This window comes from Rhizobium sp. BK650, assembly GCF_014195325.1.
Lineage (GTDB): Bacteria > Pseudomonadota > Alphaproteobacteria > Rhizobiales > Rhizobiaceae > Rhizobium.
In genome coordinates this window covers 666,628-692,814 of record NZ_JACIBK010000001.1, presented here as the reverse complement: position 1 = coordinate 692,814, position 26,187 = coordinate 666,628, and the positions used below count along the sequence as shown (strand labels likewise).

Here is a 26,187-nt window from a genome sequence, read left to right as displayed (position 1 = left end):
GTCTATTATTTCGAACCGAACAGATCCGTAAAGGTCTTCAGATCCTTATCGGTATTCTTGAGAGCCTCGGCAGCGTTGATGGGCAGAAGCTTGATCGTATCGCGCGCCGGGAAGCCGGCAGGCAGCTTCATGCCGTTACGGGCCGGGATATAGCCGAGCTTGAGGAAGCCTTCCTGGCCCTTTTCGGAGAGAACGTAATCGACGAACTTCTTGGCGGCATCGGCATTCTTTGTGCTGGCGAGAATGCCGACAGGCTCGGTGACGGCAGATACGCCTTCGCTCGGGAAGACGAACTCGACCGGAGCACCCTTGGCCTTTTCGCGGATCGGCAGGTAATCGACGACCATGCCGTAAGCCTTTTCGCCCGAAGCAACCGACTTCAGCACGACGCCGTTGCCGCCGGACGCGACAGCCGCGTTGTCGGCGAGCGATTTGTAGAAATCCCAGCCGAGGCCCGGAACGGCAGCGAGCGTCTGGGCGTGGATGAGAGCAGCACCCGAAGCGAGCGGGCTCGGCATGGTGACGAGGCCCTTGGCTTCCGGCTTGGCGAGGTCCTTCCAGCTCGTCGGCTTCATGGCAGCCGACGTGTTGTACATGATGCCGGTCGTGATCAACTTGGTGGAATAGTAGTAGCCGTCCGCATCATAGAGCGCGGCATCGTAATTGGCGGCTTCCGGCGACTTGTAGGCGAGCAGCTTGCCGTCTTCCTTGAGGCGCTCCAGCGTCACGACATCGGCGATCAGCAGCATGTCGGCAACCGGGTTGCCGGCCTGAATTTCAGCCTGCAGCTTCGCCATGATCTTCGGCGTCCCGTCGCGCACCCACTCGACCTTGATATCGGGATTGGCAGCCATGAATCCGTCGACAGTCGCCTGCGCATCCTCGTTCGGCTGGCTGGTGTAGAGAACGAGATTGGCAGCGGAAGCCGGGACAGCGAGGAGGCTCGCGGCCAGAAGTGCGGCGGCAGAAACAAGAGTTTTCATGGAGGGTATCCTTGGATAGTGATGCCCCTCCCTTATTAGCGGCATTTTACAGCGTTGTGACAGGTGGCGCCGTGTCGACGCCGTTATTCAGACCTTCCTTGGCGTCGTGACAAAGCCTTTCACCGGCCGAGAATCCGAGCTCCTTGTCTTTGCCAAAACGAACCGGCTGATTGCCCTCGTAGAGTCGCGTGGAAAAGCGTAAATTCACGCAGGCGTGAACGCGTTGGCGTTTGACTGGGAGCTCTGCTGCGGTACGTCAATCAGGCCATTCATCCGGAGGAATTTCAATGGAATATCGTCTGCTCGGCCGTTCCGGCCTGAAAGTCTCTACTGTGACCATGGGTACGATGACCTTCGGCGGCGTCGGCTGGGCGAGGACGGTCGGCGATCTCGGCGTGCAGGAGGCCCGTCGCATGGTCGATATCTGCCTCGATGCCGGCGTCAACCTGATCGATACAGCCAATGTCTATTCATCAGGTGAATCCGAACGCATCATCGGCGAAGTGCTCGGCGGCAAGCGCCCGAATGGTGTACTGCTCGCCACCAAAGCCCGCTTCGGCATGGGCGACGGCCCGAACGACAGCGGCCTGTCGCGCTACCATCTGATCCGTGAGTGCGAGGCCAGCCTCCAGCGCATGAAGACCGACGTCATCGACCTCTATCAGGTCCATGAATGGGACGGCCAGACTCCGCTCGAAGAAACGATGGAAGCACTCGATACCCTCATCAAGCAAGGCAAAGTGCGCTATGTCGGCTGCTCCAACTATTCCGGCTGGCACATCATGAAGGCGCTCGGCATCGCCAATGAATACAAATACCAGCGCTTCATCAGCCAGCAGATCCATTACACGCTGGAAGCCCGCGACGCCGAATATGAGCTGCTGCCGATCTCGATCGACCAGGGCCTCGGCGTGCTCGTCTGGAGCCCGCTTGCCGGCGGCCTGCTTTCCGGCAAGCATCGCCGCAATGCCGCCGCCCCCGAAGGCACCCGCCAGTTCGCCGGCTGGACCGAGCCGCCGATCCGCGATGAGAACCGCCTCTGGAACATCGTCGAGACGCTGGTAGCGATCGGTCAGGAGCGCGGCGTCTCGGCAGCCCAGGTGGCGCTTGCCTGGCTGATCGGCCGCAAGGCGGTCACCTCAGTCATCATCGGCGGCCGCACCGAGGCCCAGTTCAAGGACAATCTCGCCGCCGCCGAGCTGAAGCTGTCTGATGAGGAGCGCAGGCGCCTCGACGATGTCAGCGTGCCGCCGGTCATCTATCCCTATTGGCACCAGCTCAACACCGCCAATGAGCGCCTCAGCGAAGCCGATATGGAACTCTTCGCGCCGCACCTGAAGGGGTGATGAAGCGTTAGAGCAAACGGCGGCAATCTCGGAATTGCCGCTCATTCTCCATCTCGGGGGATAATTCGAAATCAACCTATCTCGCTAGCGATCAGCTTGCCGAGACGGCTGATGCCCTCGTCGATCATCTTTTCGTTGGCGCAGGAGAAGCTGACGCGGAACGTGTTGGCGCCCGAACCATCGGCAAAGAAGGCCTTGCCCGGCACGAAGGCGACCTTGGCGCTTTCCAGCGACTTGGCAAGCAGCTCGGCACCGTCCATGGCCTCGGGCAGCGTGACCCAGATGAACATACCGCCTTCCGGCTTTGTCCAGCTCGTGCCAGCAGGCATATATTTTTCGAGCGCAGCCAGCATGCAGTTGCGACGATGGCTGTAGGCGGCCCTGATCTTGGCAACCTGCGCATCGAAACCGCGCTCGGCAACTTCCGTAATCGCCATCTGGTTGATGGTCGAGGAATGCAGGTCGGCCGCCTGCTTCATCAGCACGAGCTTGCGGATGACGGGCGCATTGGCAACGATGAAGCCGACGCGCAGACCGGGCGCCAGTGTCTTAGAAAAGCTGCCACAATAGATCGTGCGGGTATCGTTGATATCGCCCTTCTCGGCGATTTCAAGTGCCAGGATCGGCGGGATCGGATCGCCATCGTAACGCAGCGATTGATAGGCAGCATCCTCGATGACGGCAATGTCGAGTTCGTCGGCAAGCTTCAAGACCTTCTCACGCCCGTCGCGATCGACGGTCTCACCGGTCGGGTTGGAGAAATCGGCCGAGAGATAGGCGAACTTCACCTTGCCGCCCTTTTGCGCAGCCGCTTCGCGATAGGAGTCCGGCGTGCGGTTACCGCCGGGCGTCAGCTGGTCATAGGCAGGCTCATAGGCGTTGAAGGCCTGCAGCGCGCCGAGATAGGTCGGCCAGGTTACGAGGGCCGTATCGTTTGGCGAGAGAAACAGCTTGCCGAGATAATCGAGGCCTTGCTGCGAACCGGAAACGATGAAGACATTGTCGAGCCCGCAGGGAATGCCGAGACCCGCCATCTGTTTGACCAGCCATTCGCGCAGCGGCTTGTAGCCTTCGGAAACCGAATATTGCAGAGCAGAGTTGACGGCCGCACTGTCAAAAATATCAGCGTAAGCCTTCTTGAATTCCTGATCAGGAAATAACGCCGGATCAGGAATGCCGCCGGCAAAGGAGATGATATCCGGCCGGTCGAGAAGTTTCAGAAGCTCGCGGATCTCAGAAGCGCGCATACGCGAAGAGCGCGTCGCAAACATTGCGTCCCAGTTCAGCATGGGGTTTCCTCTTATTTTCTAATATCCGCAGCTGACCATGCAGCAGGTTTTATGTCAACAATGCTGACCTATTTTCTTGTCCCGGTGACAAGTTTGGAGACTCCATATTCCGCGGCCCTGATGCCGGTTGGCCAACGTCGGAGATTCGCCACATCGCTCGATTATTCCTTTGACCAAACGCCGAAACCGGCCGATTCAGACCTTTCCAAAACCGGCCTGGCGGCAGTAGTGTGCCCGCCATTATTCAATGGACTATCAAGGTGCCAGCATGACCGCGACGTCGACCTCTCCTGAAATCACAATCGAATTCCACAAGTCTCCTGTCTCCGACGCCGACCGTATCAAGGCACTGGAAACACCGGGCTTTGGCAAGATCTTCACCGATCACATGGTTTTGGCGCGGTGGACGGCCGAAAAGGGCTGGCACGATGCGAAGGTGACTCCGCGCCGCCCGCTGGAGCTCGATCCGGCAAGCGCTGTGCTCCACTACGCCCAGGAAATCTTTGAAGGCATGAAGGCCTACAAGGCGGACGATGGCCGCATCCTGCTCTTTCGGCCCGAAGAGAACGCCCGCCGTTTCGCGCAGTCGGCAGCGCGCATGGCAATGCCCGCCGTGCCGGAAGAACTTTTCCTGAAGGCGGTCGAAGAACTGGTCCGCGTCGACAAGAACTGGATACCCTCAGGCGACGCCAGCCTCTACCTGCGCCCCTTCATGTTTGCCAATGAGGCATTCCTCGGCGTTCGCCCGGCGCAGGAATATATTTTCTGCATCATCGCCTCCCCAGTCGGCGCCTATTTCAAGGGCGGCGCCAAGGCAGTCTCGCTCTGGGTCGAAACCGCCTATACCCGCGCAGCCGCCGGCGGCACCGGTGCTGCAAAATGCGGCGGCAATTATGCGGCAAGCCTCGTGGCTCAGGCCGAAGCAGCCAAGAAGGATTGCGACCAGGTCGTCTTCCTCGATGCTGCCGAACATCGCTGGGTCGAAGAACTCGGCGGCATGAACGTCTTCTTCGTCATGAATGACGGATCAGTGGTAACCCCTCCGCTCGGCGGCACGATCCTGCCCGGCATCACCCGCGCCTCGGTCATCGTGCTCGCCAAGGAAAAGGGCTTGCGCGTCGAAGAGCGCCCCTACTCCTTCGACGAATGGCAGGCGGATGCGGCCAGCGGCAAGCTCGTCGAAGCCTTCGCCTGCGGCACGGCCGCGGTGCTGGCCGGCATCGGCCTCGTTCGCCACGCCGGCGGCGAGTTCAAGGTCGGAGACGGACAGACCGGCAAGCTGACCACAGAGCTGCGCCAGCAGCTCGTCAGCCTGCAGAAGGGCATCACCAACGACGAGCGCGGCTGGACGCGCCGCGTTCTGTGATTTGAACTTCGGATGTCGGCATCGCGATGGCGTTCCCAGCCGGTGGACTTTCATGAAACGACACTTTGAAAACCGGGCGCAATGCCCAGTTTTTACTAAAAAGCTTCGCCATTGACTGCAATCAGCAAAATTCTTACCCTCCACGGATCGATAGAGGAAGGGTAAGAATGGTAACCGCAACTCTCTCTGCAAAATTCCAGATTTCCATTCCGAAGGAAGTGCGCGAACAGCAGCATTGGTCCGCCGGCCAGGAGTTCGTCTTTATACCAAAGGGCAAAGGCGTCCTTCTCATCCCTGTCCCCGAACTCGCCGACCTCAGGGGCATCGCCAAAGGCGCCGACCCCAGCAATTACCGCGACAGGAAAGACCGCCTCTGATGCGTGTCGTCGACAGCTCGGCCTGGATCGAATGGCTGACCCATGGCCCCGCCGCAGATCGTCTGCAAGCCCAGATGCCTGGGCGAACCGAATGCATCGTCCCGACCATCGTCCAGCTCGAACTCGCCAAATGGCTGGAGCGCGAACTCGGCGAAGAAGCCGTCGATTCCTTCTTCGCCTATACCGCCACCTGCATCATAGCTCCGCTCGAGACGGCGCTCGCCCGCCGCGCCGCCGAAGTTTCAGCAAAACGCAAACTCGCCCTTGCCGACGCCATCATTTATGCCACCGCGGAAATGCACGACGCCGACGTGCTGACCCTCGACGCCCATTTCAAGGATCTCGATCGTGTGGTCTATCTTGAGAAGAACCCATGACGAAAGCCTTCTACGAGGACAACGCCGAGACTTACGCCACTCGCGACCGGAAGCTCCCTAGGGCAAGACTGGACGCTTTCCTCTCCGCTCTTTCCGAAAAGGCACGCATTCTCGAACTCGGCTGCGGTGGCGGGCAGGACTGCGCCTACATGCTCTCAAAAGGCTTCGACGTGTTGCCCACAGATGGCTCGGCGGAGCTTGCCCGACAGGCCGAGAAGCTGATCGGTAGGCCGGTGAAGGTCATGCGCTTCGAGGAGCTTGCCGCATATGAAGAATTCGACGGCGTCTGGGCCGAGGCGAGCCTTCTGCATGTGCCTCGCGCCGACCTCGCCGGCATTCTTGCCCTCATTCGCAACGCCCTGACGGAAGACGGCATCTTCCATGCGAGCTTCAAAGCCGGCACCGCCGAAGGCCATGATGGTTTCGGGCGCTATTACAATTACCCTTCAAGGGAATGGCTGCAGGAATTGCTCGTTGCCGGCGGCTGGAGAGACGTCACGATCAAGGAAGTCGATGGCGGCGGTTACGACGGTAAGCCGACCCGCTGGCTGCATCTTGCCGCCCGTAAATGAAAAGGCCGGAGCTTTCGCCCCGGCCTCTTATGATCACAGTCTGAATTCAGCTTAGTTGACCGACTTGTCGACCAGCTTATTCTTGCCGATCCACGGCATCATAGCACGAAGCTTCGTGCCGACTTCTTCGATTTGATGGGCGTCGTTGTTGCGGCGGATGCCCTTGAAGCGGGCAGCACCCGACCGGTATTCCTGCATCCATTCGGAGGTGAATTTGCCGGTCTGGATGTCCTTCAGCACGCGCTTCATCTCAGCCTTGGTTTCCTCAGTGATGATGCGCGGGCCCGTGACGTATTCGCCCCACTCGGCCGTATTGGAGATCGAGTAGTTCATGTTGGCGATGCCGCCTTCATAGATCAGGTCGACGATCAGCTTTACTTCGTGCAGGCACTCGAAATAGGCCATTTCCGGAGCGTAACCGGCTTCAACAAGCGTTTCGAAACCGGCGCGGATGAGCTCGACGAGACCGCCGCAGAGAACGACCTGTTCGCCGAAGAGGTCGGTTTCGCACTCTTCGCGGAAGTTGGTTTCGATGATGCCCGAACGGCCGCCGCCGACACCGCAGGCGTAGGAGAGAGCGAGTTCAAGCGCATTGCCGGAAGCGTTCTGGTGAACGGCAACGAGGCAGGGAACGCCGCCGCCTTTCTGGTATTCGCCGCGAACCGTGTGGCCCGGGCCCTTCGGGGCAATCATGACGACATCGACCGAAGCCTTCGGCTCGATAAGGCCGAAGTGAACGTTGAGGCCGTGGGCGAAGGCGATGGCTGCGCCGTCGCGGATGTTCGGAGCGATATCGGCCTTGTAGATGTCAGCCTGCAGTTCGTCCGGCGTCGCCATCATCATCAGGTCGGCCCAGGCGGCAGCTTCGGCAACCGTCATGACCTTGAAGCCGTCGGCCTCGGCCTTTTTGACGGTCGGCGAACCGGCCTTGAGCGCGATGACGACGTTCTGAGCGCCGGAATCCTTGAGGTTCAGCGCATGTGCGCGACCCTGCGAACCATAGCCGATGACGGCGACCTTCTTGGACTTGATGAGGTTGAGATCGGCATCACGATCATAATAGACGCGCATTTGAAGTTCCTTCCCTTTGCTTGTCTTGTTGACTGTATAAAACGGGTCAGCCGAGGATCGGCATCTCCGCCAGAACCTTCTCCGTGCCGTAGAGGCGCAGGAAAGCGGTCACAGCTTTCTCCGCCTGACGTGCGGTATCCTTCAGCCCCGGCTCGCCGAGTAGCATGCGCACATGCAGATCGGAAACGATGAGGCCGTAAAGCGTATGATAGGCTTCGTCGGCATCCATAAAGCGGAGCAGCCCTGCCCTTTTTCCGGCATCGATCAGCGCCATTGCGCGGCGATCGATCTGCCGGCGGCCTCGCTCGAGCAGGAGCTTGCCGAGCTTGGAGCCGGCGCGGTGGGACTGGCCGATCGCCAGCCGGTTCAGCGCCAGCGACACGTCGCCTGCGAGAACCTCGAGCAGGTCACGGGCGAAGATGACGAGATGGTCGTGCAGGCTTGTGTAGGTCAGCCGCTCGCCGCTGCGCTCGAAGGTACGAACCTTGCTCGCCTGATAGGCTATCATCGCAGACAGCAAACCGTCGCGATCGCCGAACCATTTATAGAGGCTTTCCTTGGAGCAGTTGGCAGCGCGCGCCACACCCGAGGTCGTCAGCGCCTTCTCCCCTCCATCGACGAGAAGCTGCAGCGCCTGCTCCAGAACGGCGTTCTGGCGTGGCGAAAACTCGCTCGGCTCTGCGACATCGACTGACACGGATTCAACTCCCCATTTACGTACCGTACGGTACGGTTCGTGGCGTTATGCGCCAGATCACAGGCTCCCGTCAAGAACCGCTAGGAGATTTTTTCGTATCCTATGAAACAGCGGAATTCGGCTGTTCGAAGGCGGACAAATGGGTGAGCATCCGGCATCAAGGAGAATCGCCCATGAAGACAATTGCTTTCGCCGCCGCCCTCTCGTCAGCCCTCGCCTTTCCGGCCCACGCTGCGGAGACGCGCTGCGGCTGGCTTCAGAACCCAACGCCCGCCAACTGGTGGCTGGCAGATGCGGAAAATACCTGGACGATCATGACGCAGGGAGGCGGCGACGAGCCCGAAGGCATGGACCTCATCCCCGACATCTCCGAGCACGATTATGTCAAGACCAATGGCAATTACGGTTATGCCTGCGCCTGCATGAGTGTCGAGACCGATGGCAAGGAGCGCATCACGCGCATCCTTTCCTTCCGTCAGCTCGCGCTTGCCAAGTGCCGCAACGACCAGGCGCTGAAATTTCCCGGCTGACAAGCCGCAGCACGGTCCAAGATGTGGAGCGCCAGCCTAAGGCCTCGCAAGGCAGCCGGCGGGGATAGAGAAAGGCTCCGTCGATGGTGCCTTGCCGATCGCGTAAAGCTTGGCAAAACCGGCATCCTCGACCAACGTCAGTCCCGACGGCATGAAGTTGCCGACAGTGCGGTCGGGAATATCGGCGTTGGCGACGAGGACGAAGTCGAAGCGGTTCCGCCAGTCCGACAGATAAGGCGCATAGTCCCTGTATTCCCGCATCATGGTCGGGCACGAAAGCACGCCGGTCGGCAGCAGGTTGCCTTCGGGAACCGCGATCTCGGACCACGGCGGCAGAACCGAAAGCGGCTGCTTGCCCTTTGCCGTGAACAGCGTCGGCACAAAAGCATGCGAGAAGGGCACGGAGAGTGTCGCTAGGTGCCTGAATGTATCCAGTCCCCAGGCAAAATACCGGTTGGAGCGGGCAAAGCCGCCGACGATCTCCGGTTCGTGCCCCAAGGGTAGAACGGCAGCGCCGGCTGGCACCTTCTTCAGGACCCGCTCAACGGAGGCGAAGTCCTGCTGTGCGAGCCACCAGTTCCAGCCGATCCAACCGGCGCGGCCGAAGACGGCGAGATTGACGACAAGCGCCAGCAACAGCGCCTGCCGGCGCGGCAGGTTGGCGAAGGGACACACCATCGCCATGGCGACGAGCGCCGTCATGATCGGAAAGCGCCAGCTGATCCATCCGGTGCCGAGCATGTGCCGAGGCGAAATTATGGAGAGAAACAGCAACCCGCAGGCAGCGACGGCGAGCCCGGCGTGAATGCGGATGTCCCCTCCGCGCGCAGCACGCGTGCAGATGAGGATCAGCGGCAGAACGAGCAGGACATCCACCACCGGGATATAGGTAGCGATCGCGGAGAGAAGGTTTATGACCACAAGCACGGCACCGTCGTTCCAGACGAGGCCAAAGCCATTTCCGCCCGCGTTTGGCAAGGTGGGCGTACGCGAATACAGCGCAAGAGGTATCAAGAGACAGGCGCTAAGTGCGAGTGCCAAATGGCCAGCAAGTCTGACCAGGCCAGCTCTCGATCGCAATATGTCGATGCGCCAGGAGAATTCGAGGCCGCAAATAATCGCAATATAGAAACCGAGTGAGAATATGTGCATCACCGTCAGCAGCAGTGCTGCGGCAAGCCGCCAGGCAAAAAGGCGGGCGGGACTTCCGCTTTGCAGCCGCAGATCGACGCGGGCGAAGAACAGGGCCATCCCGAGGCCGATCTGAAAGTTGATGAAGCCTCCGACCATGGTGGCGCACCAGCCGAGGGACAGAATGGCAATCTGCCAGTAGTGCCGGCCGTCAAATAGCGCACGGTGTAGGCTGATTGCGCCCAGAGGCGGCAGCACGATCGCCAGAAAGAGCAGAGCCCGCGCCAGCCTGTCGGAACCGACGAATGGCCCTATCCAGGCGGCGAGGAGGTCCATCCCGATATTGGTAAAGGTGCGGCTCCAGTCGACCGTATAGATCTCGGGAAACGGCTGTTCGCCGAGACCACCCGAAAGCAGCCAGATGCGGGCATAGTGATTGGGGTAGTCGAGAACCGGCGGAAAGCGACACAGCACCACCAAGGCAGCGACAAGTGCGACGAAGACGATAATCGCAATAGTGGAATCCTGCCGGACGGCAGGCACATCGGACCGGGCAACGATCGCATCGGGCATCGCGACACGGTCCATTATCCGAGCCGGCCGCTCTTTTGCGAACGCGGCGTCTCACCGGGTGCAAAGACCTCGTCCAGCGCAGCGCGTCTGTCGTCAGCACTCATCTCCGAAAAAACGGCCGGCAACTCGGCCTGTTCACTGCCGCGCAGGATCGTCTCGATCATGAACATCGGCCGCCGTTTGCTTTCCTGCACGAGACGGCCGAGATATTCGCCGATGATGCCGATGCAGATCAGCTGGATCGCGCTGAAGGCGCTGACCGCGGCCATGATCGAAGACCAGCCGGTAACCGTCTCGCCCTGCAGCCAGCGAACGAAAGTGTAGACGAGCAAGGCAAGTGCGACACCGGCGCTGATCATGCCGAGCCAGGTGGCGATGCGCAGTGGCGTCGTCGAGAAGCTGGTAATTGCGTCCAGCGCAAAATTGATCATCTTCCGCAGCGGATATTTCGTCGTGCCGGCAAATCGCGCGTCGCGTTCGTAAGGCAGAGCCACCTGCTTGCCGCCGATCCAGCTGACCATGCCGCGGATGAAGCGATGGCGCTCCGGCATCGCCAGCAGGATATCGACGACACGCCGCCGCATCAGCCGGAAATCGCCGGTATCGCGCGGAATGGTCACCGACGCGAGCTGGGTGAGAGCGCGATAGAAAATCGAAGCCGAGGCGAGCTTGAACCAGGTCTCGCCCTCGCGGCGGGTGCGCTGGCCGTAGACGACATCGGCGCCGCGCTCCATGATGGGCATCATCATCAAAAGCAGCTCGGGCGGATCCTGAAGATCGGCGTCGATCAGGAGCACGCGCTCTCCCCGCGAAGCAGCAAGTCCCGCCGTCGATGCCAGCTGGTGACCGTGATTGCGCAGAAGACGAACGCCGAGCACCTGCGGCACCTTTGCGGCCAGGTCCGAGATGATCTCCCATGTGCCGTCGGACGATCCGTCATCGACGAGAATGAGCTCGAAGGCATCGCCGGCGACACTGTGCGCAGCAGCTGCGGCCCGCCGGCAGAACTCGCGCAGCCCCTCTTCCTCGTTGTGGCAAGGCGCGACGATGGAGAGAAGTGGTGTTTTAGTCATGCCGCCATCAGTGCTCGGGGTTCCGCGAGCAGCTTAGCCAACAAACGTCAAACATCTTTTAATGGCAACCCTGCCAGGCACCGGGTGGGACGCGACGGTCTATTCCGCCGCGATGATCTCGCGTGCGCCATCGACATCACGCGCCGGCGACGCGCCATAGAGGCGGCTATATTCGCGGCTGAACTGCGACGGGCTCTGGTAGCCGACCCGATGGCCGGCGGTCCCCGCGTCGAGCCTCTCCACCAGCATCAGCCGCCGAGCCTCGTGCAGACGAAGCTGTTTCTGATACTGCATCGGCGTCATCGCCGTCACCGATTTGAAATGGTGATGGAAGGAGGACGCGCTCATATTGACGTGATCGGCCAGCTCCTCGATGCGCAATGGCCGGGCGAAATTCTCCTTCAGCCAGGCAACTGCGCGCGCGATTCTGTTGCTGTGGCTGTCGGCAGTGGCGATATTGATCAGCCGCTCGCCATCAGGCCCGGTCAGTATCCTGTAGAGGATTTCCTGCTCGATCAGGGGCGCCATGGCTGGTATGTCATTTGGGCGATCGAGCAAACGCAAGAGCCGCACGGCAGCATCCAAAAGCTCCGGCGGCGCGGCGTTTACGGTCATGCCGCGCTGCCCGTCCGTATGAGCAGCGGGACGTGGGACATCGATGCGACTCAAGAGCTCGAGCAGCTTTTCAGAATCGATCGCCAGCCCCAGACAGAGATGCGGCACTTCGATGCTCGCCTCGACGACGCGCCAGGCAACCGGCAGGTCGAGCGAGGTCAGGAGGTAATCGCCGGTACCGTAGCTGATGAACTCGTCACCGAGGCGAAGGCTCTTGGCACCCTGCAGCACAAAGGCAAAACAGGGCTTGTAGCTGCTGTGCAGGGGATCGCTAGGTTTGGAGCGCCGGCTGATGTGAAGATTGCCGATCGAAGTCCGAAACTCACCATCGCCGGGCGCAAAGCGCATCGCGATATCGACGATTTCCCGGTAGGGATTGAAAGGCAATGTCATGCGGCAACTCTTTCTGTCTCACACCTGCGATCTAATCCCAATCTAAGTCCGCTTTTCCATTTCGCAAACGGGTGGCCGGCGCACTTTTGCAGGATCGTGCAAAAAGCTGAGAGGATCGCTCTAACGCTGCTGCGCGGTTCCAGGCAATAGTCCGGTCACCCTCTCACTCCTTCCCAATACGAAAAAGGATGGTTCCCATGCCTGTCGCTAGAGGCTATGCCGCAACTGACGCTTCCAAGCCGCTAACGCCCTTTACCTTCGAACGCCGCGATCCGAACCCGGATGATGTCGTCATCGCCATCAAGTTCGCCGGCATCTGCCATTCGGACATCCACACCGTCCGCAACGAGTGGAAGAATGCCGTCTACCCGATCGTACCGGGCCACGAGATCGCCGGCATCGTCACCGCCGTCGGTTCCGAAGTGACCAAGTTCAAGGTCGGCGACCGCGTCGGCGTCGGCTGCTTCGTCGATTCCTGTGTCGGCTGCGCCACCCGCGATGTCGACCGTGAACAGTACATGCCGGGCCTCGTCGGCACCTATAACGACAACGAAGCCGACGGCAAGACCCGCACCCAGGGCGGCTATTCCGACTCGATCGTCGTCAAGGAAGGCTATGTCATGTCCATCCCGGACAACCTTCCACTGGATGCGTCTGCGCCGCTGCTCTGCGCCGGCATCACGCTCTATTCGCCGCTGCGCCACTGGAATGCCGGCCCCGGCAAGAAGGTCGCGATCCTCGGCATGGGCGGCCTCGGCCATATGGGCGTCAAGCTCGGTGCGGCCATGGGTGCTGATATTACCGTGCTGTCCCAGACGCTGTCCAAGAAGGAAGATGGCCTGAAGCTCGGGGCCAAGGAATATTACGCCACCAACGACCCGGAAACCTTCAAGAAGCTCGCCGGCACCTTCGACCTCATCATCTGCACGGTGAGCTCCGAGATCGACTGGAACGCCTATCTCGGCCTTATCAAGGTGGATGGTGCCTTCGTCGTGGTCGGCGCGCCCGAAAACCCGATCCCGGTTCACGCCTTCTCAATCATTCCGGGCCGCAAGAGCATTTCCGGCTCTATGATCGGCTCGATCAAGGAAACCCAGGAAATGCTCGACTTCTGCGGCGAGCATAACATCGTTTCCGAAATCGAGAAGATCAACATCCAGCAGGTCAACGAAGCCTATGAGCGCGTGCTGAAGAGCGACGTGCGCTACCGCTTCGTCATCGACATCGCTTCGCTGGCACAGTGATAAAACAGAAGGGGCGGCTCCTTCGGGGGCCGCCATCGGAATGGACGCCTAAATAGGGCTCCAACGAAGACACAGCTTTCGGCCAGAGGATTGGACTGAGATGGCGATGAGCTGCGCCGCCAATAATGACAGCGGCAAAAGGAATATCACCAACGGGGTCGCGTCCCGGTGGCATTCGCCGCCCCAGGAGGTATTGCCGAGCCCCAGATAATTGCGCAAAGCAAAACAATGGCCCACGCCATGCGTTGCGAGAAGAATAAGCAGCGGTACATGCGTAAGGAAAAGTGGATAGGATATTTCGCCCATCCAGGTGGCGATGCGTTCAAGCCGCTCATTTCTTGCCAGACACAGGCCAAACCAGATAATCGCCGGGTGAGCGACAAATGTAAGCAGCAGATAATATTTTCTCTCGGTGAAGATGAACCCCGAATAAAGCGCCGCGAGAGCGGCTACCAAAATCCAACAGGGCCACGCAGCAAGCCTGATGCGGAAACCTCGTCGCCAAAGGCAACTCATAAGCACTCCGCCATAGAACGATGCGAGCACCCGTGGAAAGCCTCCCACAATATCGCTCCAAACAGAGCCCGGCGGAAAATGAAAGTACCACAACGCGACGACGAAGGTTGGCGCTGACAGCACGACAATAGAGACAGCCGCTTCGAGACCAGCCGCAGTGAACAGAAAAACCACATTGGCCACAACTTCGAAGAACAACGACCATGCCGGCCCATTCAGGGGCAGAATACCGAGAACCGTGTCCGACGGCGCGGGAAGGAAGAGCAGGCTGGTCACCAGGGAGACGGCAAACGCGCTGACACTCCAGTTTTCTAGATGACCAATCAATGGGAAAACCGAAACAGCGCCTAACAATGTGCACACGAGGTAGACAGGATACAATCGCGCAATCCGATGACGAATGAAGTCTCGGCGACCGCCCTCCTGTAACAGGCTCTCGCCGTATCTTTCCGCCAACACGAATCCGCTTAACATGAAGAAAAGATCGACTGCGGCATAGGCGATGGGAAAAACATTGCTGGAATGATAGATGAGTATGAGTATTGCAGATGCTCCGCGTAGCAAGTCGAGCACCCAAAATCGATGCTTTCCATCAGCGGTTATCCCAGTTGTCATGTAAACATCGCGCTTTCTTCTCTGGCAGCGATCCATAACTAATCGAGATAGAGACCTTTAGCGAGGAAATTGCTCAGCATCGACGGATGCTCGACGCAGTCGGACCGTCTCCAGAGGGCCACCGTACCTAAACGGGGAAGGCTCATCCGATAGTTGCTACACGACTTCTGAGGAAAGGGCGGCTCCGGAAGCCGCTCTTTTCTTTCAGGTTTGTCCCTCTACCCGTCGTCGCGCATCGTCTCGCGCTGGGTAATCAGTCGGGCGCTGTGTTGGCCGCTAAGATAAATCCACAGCCAGTTCCAGGCGACCGTGAAGCGCGAGCGCGTGCCGATCAGGAAGTAGATATGCGCAAGGCCCCATATCCACCAGGCGATCCAGCCCTTGAGCTTGATCCGGCCGAAATCGATGATGGCCGCACTCTTGCCGATCGTCGCCAGGCTCCCCTGATGGAAATATTTGAACGGTCCCGGCGCCGGCTTGCCTGATATGCGGGCGCGGATGACTTTCGCCACATAGCCACCCTGCTGCTTGGCCGCCGGCGCGATGCCCGGCACCGGCTTGCCGTTCTCCTGGGTCACGGAAGCCGTATCGCCAATGACGAAAACGTCAGGCAGGCCCGGCGCGGTCAGGTTCTTTTCCACGATCGTGCGTCCCGCCCGGTCGGCTGGCACGCCCAGCCAGCGCGCCGCATGCGAGGCCTGAACACCGGCCGCCCAGACGATCGTCCGGCTCGGAATGAAGTTTTCGCCGACCGTAACACCGTCAGCCGTGCACTGCGTCACCGGCGTTCCCCTCAATACCTCGACGCCGAGCTTCTCCAGTGCCTTCTGCGCATAGGCCGAAAGTTCCTCTGCAAAGGCAGGCAACACGCGCGGGCCTGCCTCGATGAGCACGACGCGGGTCTTGCGTGTATCAATATTGCGGAATTCCTTGGGCAGCGTGAAGTGTGCGAGTTCGGCGATAATACCGGCAAGTTCGACACCGGTCGGGCCGGCGCCGACGATGGAAAACGTAAGCAATGCATCGCGTACCGCCGGATCGCTCTCCACTTCCGCCCGCTCGAAAGCGAGCAGGACGCGGCGCCGGATCGTCGTCGCATCCTCCAGCGTCTTCAGGCCGGGTGCGACCGGCTCCCATTCGTCATGGCCGAAATAGGCATGCGTGGCGCCCGTCGCCAGCACCAGCGTATCGTAATTCAGAATCATGCCGCTGCGCAGCGAAACACTCTTGGCCTTGGGATCGACGCCATTGACCTCGCCGAGCAGCACAGTCACGTCGGGCCGGTCGGCATAGAGATGGCGGATTGGCCAGGCGATCTCGGAGGTGGACAGGATGGTCGTCGCCACCTGATAAAGAAGCGGCTGGAAGAGATGGTGGTTGCGCCGGTCGATGAGTGTGATCTTCACGCCCGCGCCTTTTAACCCATTGACGAGCTGCAGCCCGCCGAAACCGCCGCCGATAACGACGACGTGATGTTCGCTCATGCCCCTACCCTTTCTTTATTGCGCTGCAACAAATGTCGCCTTTCGAGCAAAGGTTTCAACCGCTGTTTCGGTATATCTCCCCATCACGTCAGGCATAGGAAACGGGTATGGAAGTGCCGCTCTTCATCAGTTCCATCGAAATCGAGGCCGATACTTCGAAAAGCTCGATGCGCCGCACGATCCGCTTGTAGATGACGTCGTAATGCTCGACGCGCGGCAGCACGATTTTCAGGATGTAATCGAAATTGCCCGTCAGCCGGTGCGCCTCAACGATCTCGGGTATGTCGCTGATCGCCCGCCGAAAGCTCTCGGTCCATTCGTCGGAATGATGCGCGGTTTTGACGAGCGCGAAAACGGTCGTCGGCACGCCCATCTTCTCCCGGTCGAGCACGACGATGCGCCGGGCAATATGGCCGGTCTCCTCCAGCCGCTGGATGCGCCGCGAACAGGCCGAGACCGAAAGCGACACCTGTTCGGAAAGGTCGGTCACGGAGATGCCGGCATTTTCTTGCAGGATGTCGAGAATCCGCCTGTCGCGATCATCAATCATGAGAAGCTCACGCTGAATTTTTGCAGAAAAATCAAAAATGGTGCAAAAGCCTAGCACAGAACGATGCAAAATGACAAACAACGCAAACACATCGCGCCCGATCTGTCGCATCATGAGCACATTAGAAAACACTCCAGGGAGCGACCATCCATGAAAACAATCGGCCTGATCGGCGGCATGAGCTTTGAAAGTTCGGCAGTCTATTACCGCCTCATCAACGAGATGGTACGCGAGCGCTTGGGCGGGCTGGCTTCCGCCGAATTGACGATGCATTCGGTGAATTTCGAGGACATCGTTGCCCTGCAGAAGGCCGGCGCCTGGGATATGGCCGCTTCGCGCCTCGGCGACATCGCACTGCGCCTGCAAATCGGCGGCGCCGACTGCGTACTGATCTGCACCAACACCATGCACCTGATCGCGCCGGAAGTTGCCACACATATCTCCGTGCCGCTGATCCACATCATCGACGAGACCGCGAAGACGATCCATGCCGCCGGCTGCAAGCGCCCGCTGCTGCTCGCCACGCGCTACACGATGGAGCACGGCTTCTATCGTGACCGCATGAAGAGCCTCGGCCTTGACATCGTCGTGCCTGATGCCGCCGACCGCACCACCGTCCATGATATCATTTTCAACGAGCTCTGCGCCGGCAAGGTGCTTGACAGCTCGCGCGAAAAGCTACTGGCGGTGATCGAGCGCGCCCATGCCAAGGGCGCCGACAGCATCATCCTCGGCTGCACCGAGATCTGCATGATCCTCAATCCCGATCATCTTCCCCTGCCCGGCTTCGACACGACGGCGATCCATGCCCGCGCCGCTGTCGATTTCGCACTTGAGGGAGAACTGGCAAACGAAGAAGAAGACGCAGCCTGAGTCATCAATTTAGTTGACTCAGTCAAGCAAAAGCAGCAGGGTTTCTGTCGGGAGACCCTGCCATGACCGATATTGCCCTCATCGAATCTGTCCGCGAATTCAATCGCTTCTACACCAACTTCCTCGGCCTTCTGAACAAGGCCTATCTCGATACCCCCTTCACGCTGACGGATGCGCGCGTGCTCTTCGAGATCAGCGTCCACAACGGCGTCAATGCCGGCGCGCTCGCCCGCGACCTGCAGCTCGATCCCGCCTATCTCAGCCGTATCCTCAAGCGCTTCCGCGAAGAAGACTTCATTGAGGCGACGCCCGATCCAGCCGATCAGCGCAGCCAGATTCTCACTGTCACCGGCAAGGGACGCGCTCAGTTCGAGGAACTTGGCCGCCGTTCCAATGCCCAGATCGCCGCCCGCTTCGATATGCTGGCCGACGGCCAGCCGCAGGCCGCTGTTGCCGCCATGCACACGGTCCGCGCCATCCTCGATCCGCAGGCAAAGCCCGCGGCCGCCACCATCCGGCCGCATCGCGCCGGCGACATCGGCTGGATCGTCCAAAGCCAGGGGCGTTTCTATGCCGAGGAATATGGATGGGATCTGCGCTTCGAAGGGCTGGTCGCCGAAGTCGCCGGCAAGTTCCTCGCCAATTTCGATCCCGAGATGGAATATTGCTGGATTGCCGAGCGCGGCGGCGTCAATCTCGGCTCGGTGCTGATCACCAATGGCGGTGATGGCATCGCCAAGCTTCGCCTGCTCTATGTCGACAAGGCCGCCCGTGGTCTTGGCCTCGGCAAGCAACTCGTCGACGAGTGCATCGCCTTCTCGCGCCGCAAAGGCTACCGGCAGATCTCGCTCTGGACCAATGACTTCCTGCACGCCGCTCGCGCCATCTACCAGAAGGCTGGCTTCCGGCTTGTCTCCGAGGAAAGACACCGCATGTTCGGCCCCGAGGCCAATGGCCAGACCTGGGTGCTCGATCTCTGATTTTGCTGCGTCGCGAAGATTTCACTTGATTTGGGAACGATCGTTTCCTAATTAATCGGCATGACACTTGCCGACCACACTACACCCGACATGAAAGTCCGCAGCCGCGGTCGTCCGCGCGCATTCGACATGGACGCTGCGCTGGATGCTGCGCTGCGCGTCTTCTCCGAGCGCGGCTACCACGCCGCCTCGATTAGCGAACTCACCGAAGCCATGGGCCTTGCCTCCGGCAGCGTCTACAAGGCCTTCAAGGATAAGCGCGGTATCTTCCTTGCCGCCTTCAAGCGTTATCGCCTGCTCGGTCGCGGCCGGCTGGAGGCGAAAATTGCATCCGTGAAGACCGGCCGCGAAAAGGTCTTCCAGATGGTCATGTACTACGCCGAGCTTTCCCATGGCGAAGCGGGCCTTAAGGGCTGCCTCGTGGTGGGCGGCGCAAACGATTTGTCGCTGCTGGACAAAGAAACTGCAGAACATGTAGGCGCAGCCTTTTCCGCCGACGAAAAGCTGATGGCCGATCTCATCCGCATCGGCCAGGCCGACGGCACTATTCCATCGACGGTGGATGCCGATGCTACGGCTCTCACGTTTCTCTGCCTGACCAAGGGTTTGCGCGTCATCGGGAGGACGGGGCGCGGCCAGAAAGAGATGATGGCTGCGGCCGAAGCCGCAATGTGGCTCGTGACTTGACAACCGAAATGCGCCGTCCGGTCAGGGATCGGGTGGCGTCAGACGACAAGATTGCATTCAATCCTCCCGATCATTGCCTATTGGAGTTTCTGATGAGTGTTTCAGCCACCACGCCGGATACGGCCATGTCCCGCACCCTATCCCCTTGGCTAACTTTCCTTTTTGCAGCTTCCTGCGGCTTCGTCGCCGCCAACCTCTATTACGGCCAGCCGCTTGCCGGTCTGATCAGCGCCGATCTCGGCTTCTCGCCGGCCGCAACCGGCCTTATCGTCACGCTGACGCAGATCGGCTACGGTCTTGGCCTTCTGCTTCTGGTGCCGCTTGCCGACCTCTTCGAAAATCGCCGTCTCATCCTGACGCTGACGGTTGGCTCCGCACTTGCCCTCATCGGCGCGGCCTTCTCCTCGACGCCCGGCATGTTCCTGACGGCCTCGCTCTGTATCGGTCTCGCCTCGGTAGCAGCGCAGGTCCTCGTGCCCTTCGCCGCCAGCATGGCGCCGGACGCGACGCGCGGCCAGGTCGTCGGCAATGTCATGAGCGGCCTGCTCTGCGGCATCATGCTCGCACGCCCCTTTGCAAGCCTCGTTGCCGAAGCTTCCTCCTGGCATATGGTCTACTATGTCACCGCCGCCGTCATGATCGTGCTCGGCCTAGTGCTGCGCGCCAACCTGCCGGTCCGCATCCCCCATACGAGACTTCGTTATGGTGAGCTGCTGGCCTCGATGGGCCATCTGGCGCTGAACTCGCGCGTGCTGCAGCGCCGCGCTCTCTATCAGGCCGGTATGTTCGGTGCTTTCAGCCTGTTCTGGACGACCGCACCACTGTTGCTCGCAAGCCCGGCTTTCGGCATATCGCAGAGTGGCATTGCCCTTTTTGCGCTCGCTGGTGCCGCCGGCGCCATCGCCTCTCCGATCGCCGGCCGCCTGGCTGACCGGGGCCTGACGAAGGTCGCCTCGACGCTCGCGATGCTGCTCGGCATGGGTTCCTTCCTCATCAGCCAGTTCGCGACCGACGGCTCGCTTATGGCGCTGGTCCTGCTGACGGCTGCGGCGATCCTTCTGGATTTCGGCGTGACGACCAACCTCGTCTGCGGCCAGCGTGCCATCTACGGGCTGAGCCCGGAACATCGCGGCCGCCTGAATGGTCTGTTCATGGCGACTTTCTTCACCGGCGGCGCAATCGGTTCCGCGCTCGGCGGCTGGGCTTATGCAACCGGCGGCTGGACGATGGCTGCATGGATCGGCTTCTGTTTCCCGGCCATTGCCTTCCTGTTCTTCCTGACGGAAGGCCGTGAGAAGTAATCAAATCCGGATCAGGCGGCTCGACCGCCTGATCTCTCTTTCATTGTTCTGCATCGAAACGCAGCCGCGCGGCGCGAACCGCATCATGGTTCGCCTCTGCCCAGTTCAACAACTGCGAGAGCGCCGTATAGAGTGACCGCCCAAGTTCCGTCATCCGGTACTCCACACTCGGCGGCTTCGTCGGAAAAACCTCCCGCTCGATATAACCATCCCGCTGCAGGTCGCGCAGCGACTGAGTGAGCATGCGCTGGGAAATGTCGGGGATCATCCGACGCAACTCGCCAAAACGGTAGGGCTGCTTGGCAAGCGCTTCGAGAATCAGCGTCGACCATTTGCCACCAATCTGCTGCAACACATCACGAACCGGGCAATTGGTGAAATCCAGACTGGCAAGATCGATCTCGCGCCTCGCGCCCAGCCCCTCGGATTGATCTGTTCTGGCTTTCAGATTGACGACTGTTCCGGCCATCAGCTGGTTCCCTTTTGGTAACGAACTCCCGAAAAACTGCCTTCTTTACAGTCGGAGGTCAATTCCTATTCTAGTGTTACTCTCTTTTTGAGACCAGCTGTCAACCACTAGAGGATACTATGAGCGAAATCATTCTCGTCACCGGCGCTGCGGGTCAGCTCGGCCAGCGTGTCATTCATCACCTGATCGAAAGCTACAAGGTCGCCCCCGCCAATATCGTCGCCGCGACCCGCAGCCCGGAGAAGCTCGCCCTCCTCGCCGCCAAGGGTGTAATCACCCGCAAGGCAGATTTCGATGATGCCGCCAGCCTCGAAGCTGCCTTTGCCGGTGTCGACCGCCTGCTCATCATCAGCACCGATGCGCTGGACACCCCCGGCAAGCGCCTGGTCCAGCACAAAGCCGCCGTTGCCGCTGCCGTCAAGGCCAAGGTGAAGCACGTCACCTACACCTCCATGCCCGCCCCTGACAATTCGCTCGTCACCTTCGCGCCCGACCATCTCGGCACTGAAAACGCCATCAAGGAAAGCGGCATCCCCTACGCGATCGTCCGCGACGCCTGGTATCACGACAACTACATGCACAGCATGCCGCACAATCTGCAGGCCGGAAAGTGGTTCACCTCGGCCGGCGACGGCAAGATCTCGACCATCTCGCGCGACGACTGCGCGCTCGCCATCGCGTCGGTCCTCGCTGCCGGTACCACCGGCACTTACACGCTGACCGGCAAGCAGTCGCTGACTCCAAAGGAAATCGCCGCAATCGCCACCGAAGCCACAGGCAAGCCGTTGGAAGTCGTACCGGTGAGCGACGAGCAACTCGGCCAGGGCATCCGTGGCGCCGGCCTGCCGGGCTTTGTCGCCGACATGCTGGTTTCCGCCGATGCCAACATACGCGCCGGCAAGTTCGATATCGTCACCGACGATTTCACCAAGCTGACGGGAAAACAACCGCAGTCGCTGAAGGACTACTTCGTCGCCAACAAGGCCGCTCTTACAGCTTGAGCCGGTCTCAAGGCTCGCCCTTGCATCCACCAAGGGCGGGCCCTTTTGTCAGATTTTCTGACCGCAGGCCCGGCAGAAGCGGCGCACGGTTTCCGCCATCCCATATTCCAGCGCATCTGCCGTCAGCCCGTGGCCGATCGAGACTTCCGCAAGACCGGGAATGCGCTTCACTAGCGGAGGCAGGTTTGCAACCGTCAGGTCATGGCCGGCATTGACCGCAAGCCCAAGCGCAATCGCCGCATCCGCCGTCTTGCCGAGCGCGTCGAGAATCGGCCCTGCACGTTCCGGCGCATCATAGCAGCCGCCATAAGGGCCGGTATAAAGCTCGATCCGATCGGCACCGGTTGCTTTTGCCGCCTTCACCGCCTCTGCATCACCGTCGCCATCGGCAAACAGCGAAACGCGACATCCCATCTTCTTCAGCCGCGATACCACATCGGTCAAGAACGCCTGATGCTTGCGGAAATCCCAGCCATGATCGGAAGTTGCCTGCGAGGGGTCGTCAGGCACCAGCGTCACCTGCTCCGGCGCTGCAGCGGCACAAAGCTCGAGGAATTCCTCGGTTGGATAGCCCTCGATATTGAATTCGGCTTCCGGGAACTCGTCATCGATCAGATTGCGGATGACCGGCAGGTCGGAGAAGCGGATATGCCGCTGGTCCGGCCGCGGATGCACTGTGAGACCCGAGGCGCCCGCCTGGAGCGCAATACGCCCAAGCCTCTCCACGCTCGGCCAGGGCAGATCGCGACGATTGCGCAGCATGGCGATGGCATTGAGGTTTACGGAAAGTTTGGCGGGCATGGCGCTATCCATCAGGGGTGAAGACTGAGCCTGCTTTTAAGCCAAGCCGTCTGGGAAGGCCAATGAGATTCGCGCATGCATCCATGCCGTGTGGTGATGGCGGCGCCCTCCTCAACGGCTGGCGTCACACGCGTACCGGAAACAGTAATCCCTGCTCTCTACGAGATCATTCGTCAGCGGTGGTGCCACTATACCACACACCTGACAAGAGACAGATTGAGGCGCCCGAACGTTGCTATCCCATTTAAAAACGGTTATTTTTAGCACTTCTAAAAAACACCGTCCGCGCATAATGTGGGCGTAGCGTAACGAGTAAGTACGCCGAGTCCTGCTTCTTCCAACGACAAGAACGCTTGAGGAAACCCCACTCGCCGCGCTTCGGAAGCAATTGGCAAACCGCATGAGGTGCAACTAGCTGCCCCAGGAGGGTTCATGCCAGACGGTTCCAAACGCATGTTTGCTGCCGCCGGTATTGCTTCGGAGGCCCGGTCGAAATACCGGTTCCTGCCTTCGGCTGCTCTGCCGCCGGATCTCCCACAAGGTCCCGTTCCCATCGCCGACATGGCGAATGCTTTCGGCGTCACGCACAGGACATTGCATTTCTACGAGGAGAAAGGCCTGATTTCCGCAAACCGCATCGGCCTGATGCGCGTCTACGGTCAGGATGACGTCATGCGCATGGCGGTCATCACCGTCTGTCGCGAAACCGGCATGCCGATTGCCGTCATCCAGGAATTGATGGAGGTTTTGCGCAGTGCGACTTCTCAGGAAGAGGCCGAATCGATTTTCCACGAGGCCCTCTCCCAGCGCAAGCGCGAGCTGACGGCCGAGATGTCGACGCTGCACCGGCAACTGCAGCAGGTAAGCGACCTTCTCGATTACGACGCCAGCCTCGATCTGCCGCCGATCAATGACAACAGGGATCCGGCAAGCCTGACCGATCAGGAGCGCCGGTGCCTGGAATTGATGGCCGAGGGATATTCGACCCCGCGCATCGCCCGCGCGCTCGACCTCAAGCATGAGGAAGCACGCGCGCTCGAAGCCGATATCATTCTGAAGTTTCACGCCAACAACCGCTTCCAGGCAATCGCCAAGGCGGTTCTCCTCGGCGTCGTGCAGGCCTGATCTTCCCGACCGCCACCGGTTACCTGCGCGGGAGCAGAAATATTCAGCGGACGCCATGCTTCAGCGCACGATCGTCAGCGTCTCCGCCGCACGCGTGATCGCCGTATAGAGCCAGCGCTCGCGCGTATCGCGAAAGGCCCAGCTTTCGTCGAACAGCACGACATTGTTCCACTGCGAACCCTGCGCCTTGTGTACCGTCAGCGCATAGCCGTAGTCGAATTCATCGTAACGCTTGCGCGTGTTCCAGGGAATCTCGCCTTCGACATTTTCGAAGGCCTGCTTCAAGAGCTTGATCTTGGCAGCGCCCCGGTCCATGTCGTCGTCCTCAGGGCGAACCAGCAGATTGATGCCGGGCTTTGTCGTTTCCTTGGACGAGGTCATGACCTGCCAGAGCGAGCCGTTGAGCAGGCCCTTGGCCGGGTCGTTGCGCAGGCAGACCAGCTTGTCGCCCGTCTGCGGATAATCTGTCGAAAAACCCTTCAGTTCCCGCAAGCGCTGGTTATAGCGCCGCCGCGTTTTGTTGGTGCCGACGAGCACCTGGTCGGCATCCATGACGAGCGGCTGCGTCACCTCGTTCTTCGAGATCACCTGCGCCGTGCCGTAATCGCCATACATGATCTCATTGCCCTCACGCACCTGCATGGCGAGCTGGATGATCGGGTTGTCGCGCGCCTGCCGGTGAATATCGGTCAGCAGATAGTCCGGCTCCTGATTGGTGAAATAGCCGCCGCCCGACACCGGCGGCAACTGGCCGGGATCGCCGAGCACGAGGATCGGCGTGCCAAAGCTCATCAGGTCCTTGCCGAGCGCCTCGTCCACCATTGAGCACTCGTCGACGATGATGAGGGACGCCTTGGCGACGGGGCTCTGACGGTTGATGGAAAACATCGGCGCGATCGAGGTCTTGCCGGTTTCCTCGTCTTCCACCTCTTCCTCGCCGCGCGGCCGGTAGATCAGCGAATGGATGGTCTTGGCATTCGATGCCCCGCGCGAGCGCAGCACCTGCGCCGCCTTGCCGGTGAAGGCTGCAAACAGAACGTCGCCATCGACATGCTCGGCAAAATGCTTCGCAAGCGTCGTCTTGCCCGTTCCGGCATAGCCGAACAGACGGAAGAGCGGCGACCTGCCCTCCTTCAGCCAGTTCGAAACGGCCTTCAGGGCTTCATCCTGTTGAGGGGCGAATTGCATGGAAGCGACTTGGCAGGATTCGCCCGGCATAGGCAAGGCGAAATTCTATGGATTGCCTCCGCAGGCGTGCCGGAACGGATCCGTCCGGCACGCACCAATTCAAGCTGGCTCCTGCGAGGGAACCGCGTCGCAAGCTACTTGGCTGTAGCTGCCTCTTCGATCAACTTCGCGACCTTGTCGGGATGAGAGACCATGACGACGTGGGATGCGCCATGCACCACGACCGTGTCCTTTGACTTCGCGCGGTCGGCCATCCACTGCAGGGCCTTTGCGGGAATGTTCTTGTCCGCATCGCCATACACGAAATAAGCCGGGATTGTCTTCCAGGCCGTCTTGTCGGTAGCCTCGTTCAGCGCCGCGTCGGTGATCGGGCGCTGCGTCGCCGCCATCAGACGAGCTTCACCTTTCGGCACATCGGCTGCGAACTGATCATGGAACTTGGCCTGATCGATATAGAGATCCTTGACGCCGCCATCGAGCGCCACGGGCTCGGCAAGCGTCGAGGCCAGGGTGCCGCCCGGGAACTTGCCGGAGAGTGCTGCGGCCGTTTCCCCGCTATCGGGTGCGAATGCGGCAACGTAGACCAGCGACTTAACGTTTGTTGCCGAAGACGCAGCTTCGGTAATCACGGAGCCGCCATAGGAATGCCCGACCAGCACCACAGGCGTTTTGACGCCGGCAACGACGCGCCTGATATAGTCGCCATCGGATTTGACTCCGCGAAGCGGATTGGCGGCGGCGATAACAGGATAGCCATCTCTTTCGAGCTTTTCGATGACGCCGTTCCAGCTCGACGCATCAGCGAAAGCGCCATGCACCAGAACTACCGTCGGCTTTGCATCAGCCGAAAGCGAGGGAGAAGCCATCGCGGCAATCGCACCGGCAACCAGAGAAATCTTCAGAAAATTACGCATGTTGTGCTCCTTTCGAGTGCCAATGGCAAGGACTGATATCGTACAA

At 60.2% G+C, this 26,187-nt stretch carries 27 protein-coding genes; 13 read left to right on the top strand and 14 right to left on the bottom strand.

The genetic code is table 11. From position 1 onward, the window contains the following. Positions 1–5: 5 nt before the first annotated feature. Complete coding sequence (locus FHX15_RS03350) at positions 6–983, bottom strand: ABC transporter substrate-binding protein (RefSeq protein ID WP_184393665.1); 978 nt, start codon at positions 981–983, stop codon at positions 6–8. Positions 984–1,270: 287 nt separating this feature from the next. On the opposite strand from FHX15_RS03350, the gene FHX15_RS03345 reads away from it, so the two are divergent. Further along, entirely contained in the window at positions 1,271–2,329 is a 1,059-nt protein-coding gene (locus FHX15_RS03345; protein ID WP_184393663.1) for an aldo/keto reductase, read from the top strand. Positions 2,330–2,400: 71 nt separating this feature from the next. Here FHX15_RS03345 and FHX15_RS03340 read toward each other — a convergent pair whose 3' ends face one another. After that, positions 2,401–3,618, bottom strand: coding sequence for a PLP-dependent aminotransferase family protein (locus FHX15_RS03340; protein ID WP_184393661.1), 1,218 nt, complete (start codon positions 3,616–3,618; stop codon positions 2,401–2,403). Positions 3,619–3,886: 268 nt separating this feature from the next. Here FHX15_RS03340 and FHX15_RS03335 point away from each other — a divergent pair, with 268 nt between their 5' ends. From FHX15_RS03335 to FHX15_RS03320, 4 genes are all read left to right on the top strand, one after another. Further along, complete coding sequence (locus tag FHX15_RS03335) at positions 3,887–4,984, top strand: branched-chain amino acid aminotransferase (RefSeq protein WP_184393659.1); 1,098 nt, start codon at positions 3,887–3,889, stop codon at positions 4,982–4,984. Positions 4,985–5,151: 167 nt separating this feature from the next. Beyond that, entirely contained in the window at positions 5,152–5,361 is a 210-nt protein-coding gene (locus FHX15_RS03330) for an AbrB/MazE/SpoVT family DNA-binding domain-containing protein (RefSeq protein WP_184393657.1), read from the top strand. Then, complete coding sequence (locus FHX15_RS03325) at positions 5,361–5,738, top strand: type II toxin-antitoxin system VapC family toxin (protein ID WP_184393655.1); 378 nt, start codon at positions 5,361–5,363, stop codon at positions 5,736–5,738. The genes FHX15_RS03330 and FHX15_RS03325 overlap by 1 nt, the downstream gene beginning before the upstream one ends. After that, complete coding sequence (locus tag FHX15_RS03320) at positions 5,735–6,310, top strand: bifunctional 2-polyprenyl-6-hydroxyphenol methylase/3-demethylubiquinol 3-O-methyltransferase UbiG (protein ID WP_184393653.1); 576 nt, start codon at positions 5,735–5,737, stop codon at positions 6,308–6,310. Before FHX15_RS03325 ends, FHX15_RS03320 begins: the two co-directional genes overlap by 4 nt. 51 nt (positions 6,311–6,361) lie before the next feature. Here FHX15_RS03320 and ilvC read toward each other — a convergent pair whose 3' ends face one another. Both ilvC and FHX15_RS03310 read right to left on the bottom strand, forming a co-directional pair. Then, the gene (ilvC, locus tag FHX15_RS03315; protein ID WP_184393651.1) at positions 6,362–7,381 is read right to left on the bottom strand and encodes a ketol-acid reductoisomerase; all 1,020 of its coding nucleotides are present in this window, start codon (positions 7,379–7,381) and stop codon (positions 6,362–6,364) included. 46 nt (positions 7,382–7,427) lie between these two features. Then, positions 7,428–8,078, bottom strand: a complete 651-nt coding sequence (locus tag FHX15_RS03310) for a TetR/AcrR family transcriptional regulator C-terminal domain-containing protein (RefSeq protein ID WP_184393650.1) — start codon at positions 8,076–8,078, stop codon at positions 7,428–7,430. 173 nt (positions 8,079–8,251) lie between these two features. Here FHX15_RS03310 and FHX15_RS03305 point away from each other — a divergent pair, with 173 nt between their 5' ends. After that, the gene (locus FHX15_RS03305) at positions 8,252–8,608 is read left to right on the top strand and encodes a DUF4087 domain-containing protein (RefSeq protein WP_184393648.1); all 357 of its coding nucleotides are present in this window, start codon (positions 8,252–8,254) and stop codon (positions 8,606–8,608) included. 36 nt (positions 8,609–8,644) lie between these two features. Here the strand turns inward: FHX15_RS03305 and FHX15_RS03300 are convergent, their stop codons facing one another. The 3 genes from FHX15_RS03300 to FHX15_RS03290 form a co-directional block, all read right to left on the bottom strand. Beyond that, positions 8,645–10,327 carry a hypothetical protein gene (locus FHX15_RS03300; RefSeq protein ID WP_184393646.1) on the bottom strand — a complete coding sequence of 561 codons (1,683 nt, stop codon included), beginning with the start codon at positions 10,325–10,327 and terminating at the stop codon, positions 8,645–8,647. Beyond that, complete coding sequence (locus FHX15_RS03295; RefSeq protein WP_184393644.1) at positions 10,327–11,385, bottom strand: glycosyltransferase family 2 protein; 1,059 nt, start codon at positions 11,383–11,385, stop codon at positions 10,327–10,329. The genes FHX15_RS03300 and FHX15_RS03295 overlap by 1 nt, the downstream gene beginning before the upstream one ends. Before the next feature lie 99 nt (positions 11,386–11,484). Then, complete coding sequence (locus tag FHX15_RS03290; RefSeq protein ID WP_184393642.1) at positions 11,485–12,393, bottom strand: AraC family transcriptional regulator; 909 nt, start codon at positions 12,391–12,393, stop codon at positions 11,485–11,487. A 197-nt stretch (positions 12,394–12,590) separates the two neighbouring features. Here FHX15_RS03290 and FHX15_RS03285 point away from each other — a divergent pair, with 197 nt between their 5' ends. Next, positions 12,591–13,637, top strand: coding sequence for an NAD(P)-dependent alcohol dehydrogenase (locus FHX15_RS03285; RefSeq protein ID WP_184393640.1), 1,047 nt, complete (start codon positions 12,591–12,593; stop codon positions 13,635–13,637). Positions 13,638–13,685: 48 nt separating this feature from the next. Here the strand turns inward: FHX15_RS03285 and FHX15_RS03280 are convergent, their stop codons facing one another. From FHX15_RS03280 to FHX15_RS03270, 3 genes are all read right to left on the bottom strand, one after another. Beyond that, positions 13,686–14,768: an acyltransferase family protein gene (locus FHX15_RS03280; RefSeq protein ID WP_184393638.1), complete on the bottom strand. Its 1,083-nt coding sequence runs from the start codon at positions 14,766–14,768 to the stop codon at positions 13,686–13,688. 218 nt (positions 14,769–14,986) lie between these two features. Beyond that, positions 14,987–16,252, bottom strand: coding sequence for an NAD(P)/FAD-dependent oxidoreductase (locus FHX15_RS03275; protein ID WP_184393636.1), 1,266 nt, complete (start codon positions 16,250–16,252; stop codon positions 14,987–14,989). An 88-nt stretch (positions 16,253–16,340) separates the two neighbouring features. After that, positions 16,341–16,802, bottom strand: coding sequence for an Lrp/AsnC family transcriptional regulator (locus FHX15_RS03270; protein WP_184393634.1), 462 nt, complete (start codon positions 16,800–16,802; stop codon positions 16,341–16,343). Positions 16,803–16,952: 150 nt separating this feature from the next. Between FHX15_RS03270 and FHX15_RS03265 the strand changes: the two genes are divergently transcribed. From FHX15_RS03265 to FHX15_RS03250, 4 genes are all read left to right on the top strand, one after another. Next, positions 16,953–17,675: an aspartate/glutamate racemase family protein gene (locus FHX15_RS03265; RefSeq protein ID WP_184393632.1), complete on the top strand. Its 723-nt coding sequence runs from the start codon at positions 16,953–16,955 to the stop codon at positions 17,673–17,675. A gap of 62 nt (positions 17,676–17,737) precedes the next feature. Next, the gene (locus FHX15_RS03260) at positions 17,738–18,655 is read left to right on the top strand and encodes a helix-turn-helix domain-containing GNAT family N-acetyltransferase (RefSeq protein WP_184393630.1); all 918 of its coding nucleotides are present in this window, start codon (positions 17,738–17,740) and stop codon (positions 18,653–18,655) included. A 60-nt stretch (positions 18,656–18,715) separates the two neighbouring features. After that, complete coding sequence (locus FHX15_RS03255; protein WP_184393629.1) at positions 18,716–19,342, top strand: TetR/AcrR family transcriptional regulator; 627 nt, start codon at positions 18,716–18,718, stop codon at positions 19,340–19,342. 92 nt (positions 19,343–19,434) lie between these two features. Beyond that, a complete protein-coding gene (locus FHX15_RS03250; protein ID WP_184393627.1) occupies positions 19,435–20,643 on the top strand; it encodes an MFS transporter in 1,209 nt (402 codons plus the stop codon). A 40-nt stretch (positions 20,644–20,683) separates the two neighbouring features. Here FHX15_RS03250 and FHX15_RS03245 read toward each other — a convergent pair whose 3' ends face one another. Then, the gene (locus tag FHX15_RS03245; protein ID WP_184393626.1) at positions 20,684–21,112 is read right to left on the bottom strand and encodes a winged helix-turn-helix transcriptional regulator; all 429 of its coding nucleotides are present in this window, start codon (positions 21,110–21,112) and stop codon (positions 20,684–20,686) included. Between the two features lie 119 nt (positions 21,113–21,231). Between FHX15_RS03245 and FHX15_RS03240 the strand changes: the two genes are divergently transcribed. After that, positions 21,232–22,113 carry an SDR family oxidoreductase gene (locus tag FHX15_RS03240; RefSeq protein ID WP_184393624.1) on the top strand — a complete coding sequence of 294 codons (882 nt, stop codon included), beginning with the start codon at positions 21,232–21,234 and terminating at the stop codon, positions 22,111–22,113. Between the two features lie 48 nt (positions 22,114–22,161). Here FHX15_RS03240 and FHX15_RS03235 read toward each other — a convergent pair whose 3' ends face one another. Then, a complete protein-coding gene (locus FHX15_RS03235; protein ID WP_184393622.1) occupies positions 22,162–22,914 on the bottom strand; it encodes a pyridoxine 5'-phosphate synthase in 753 nt (250 codons plus the stop codon). Positions 22,915–23,346: 432 nt separating this feature from the next. Here FHX15_RS03235 and FHX15_RS03230 point away from each other — a divergent pair, with 432 nt between their 5' ends. Continuing rightward, on the top strand, positions 23,347–24,039 hold the full coding sequence (locus FHX15_RS03230) for a MerR family transcriptional regulator (RefSeq protein ID WP_184393620.1): 693 nt from the start codon (positions 23,347–23,349) through the stop codon (positions 24,037–24,039). A gap of 60 nt (positions 24,040–24,099) precedes the next feature. Here the strand turns inward: FHX15_RS03230 and FHX15_RS03225 are convergent, their stop codons facing one another. Both FHX15_RS03225 and FHX15_RS03220 read right to left on the bottom strand, forming a co-directional pair. Continuing rightward, the gene (locus FHX15_RS03225; RefSeq protein WP_184393618.1) at positions 24,100–25,227 is read right to left on the bottom strand and encodes an ATP-dependent RecD-like DNA helicase; all 1,128 of its coding nucleotides are present in this window, start codon (positions 25,225–25,227) and stop codon (positions 24,100–24,102) included. 134 nt (positions 25,228–25,361) lie between these two features. Continuing rightward, positions 25,362–26,141, bottom strand: a complete 780-nt coding sequence (locus FHX15_RS03220; protein WP_184393616.1) for an alpha/beta fold hydrolase — start codon at positions 26,139–26,141, stop codon at positions 25,362–25,364. Positions 26,142–26,187 lie beyond the last annotated feature (46 nt).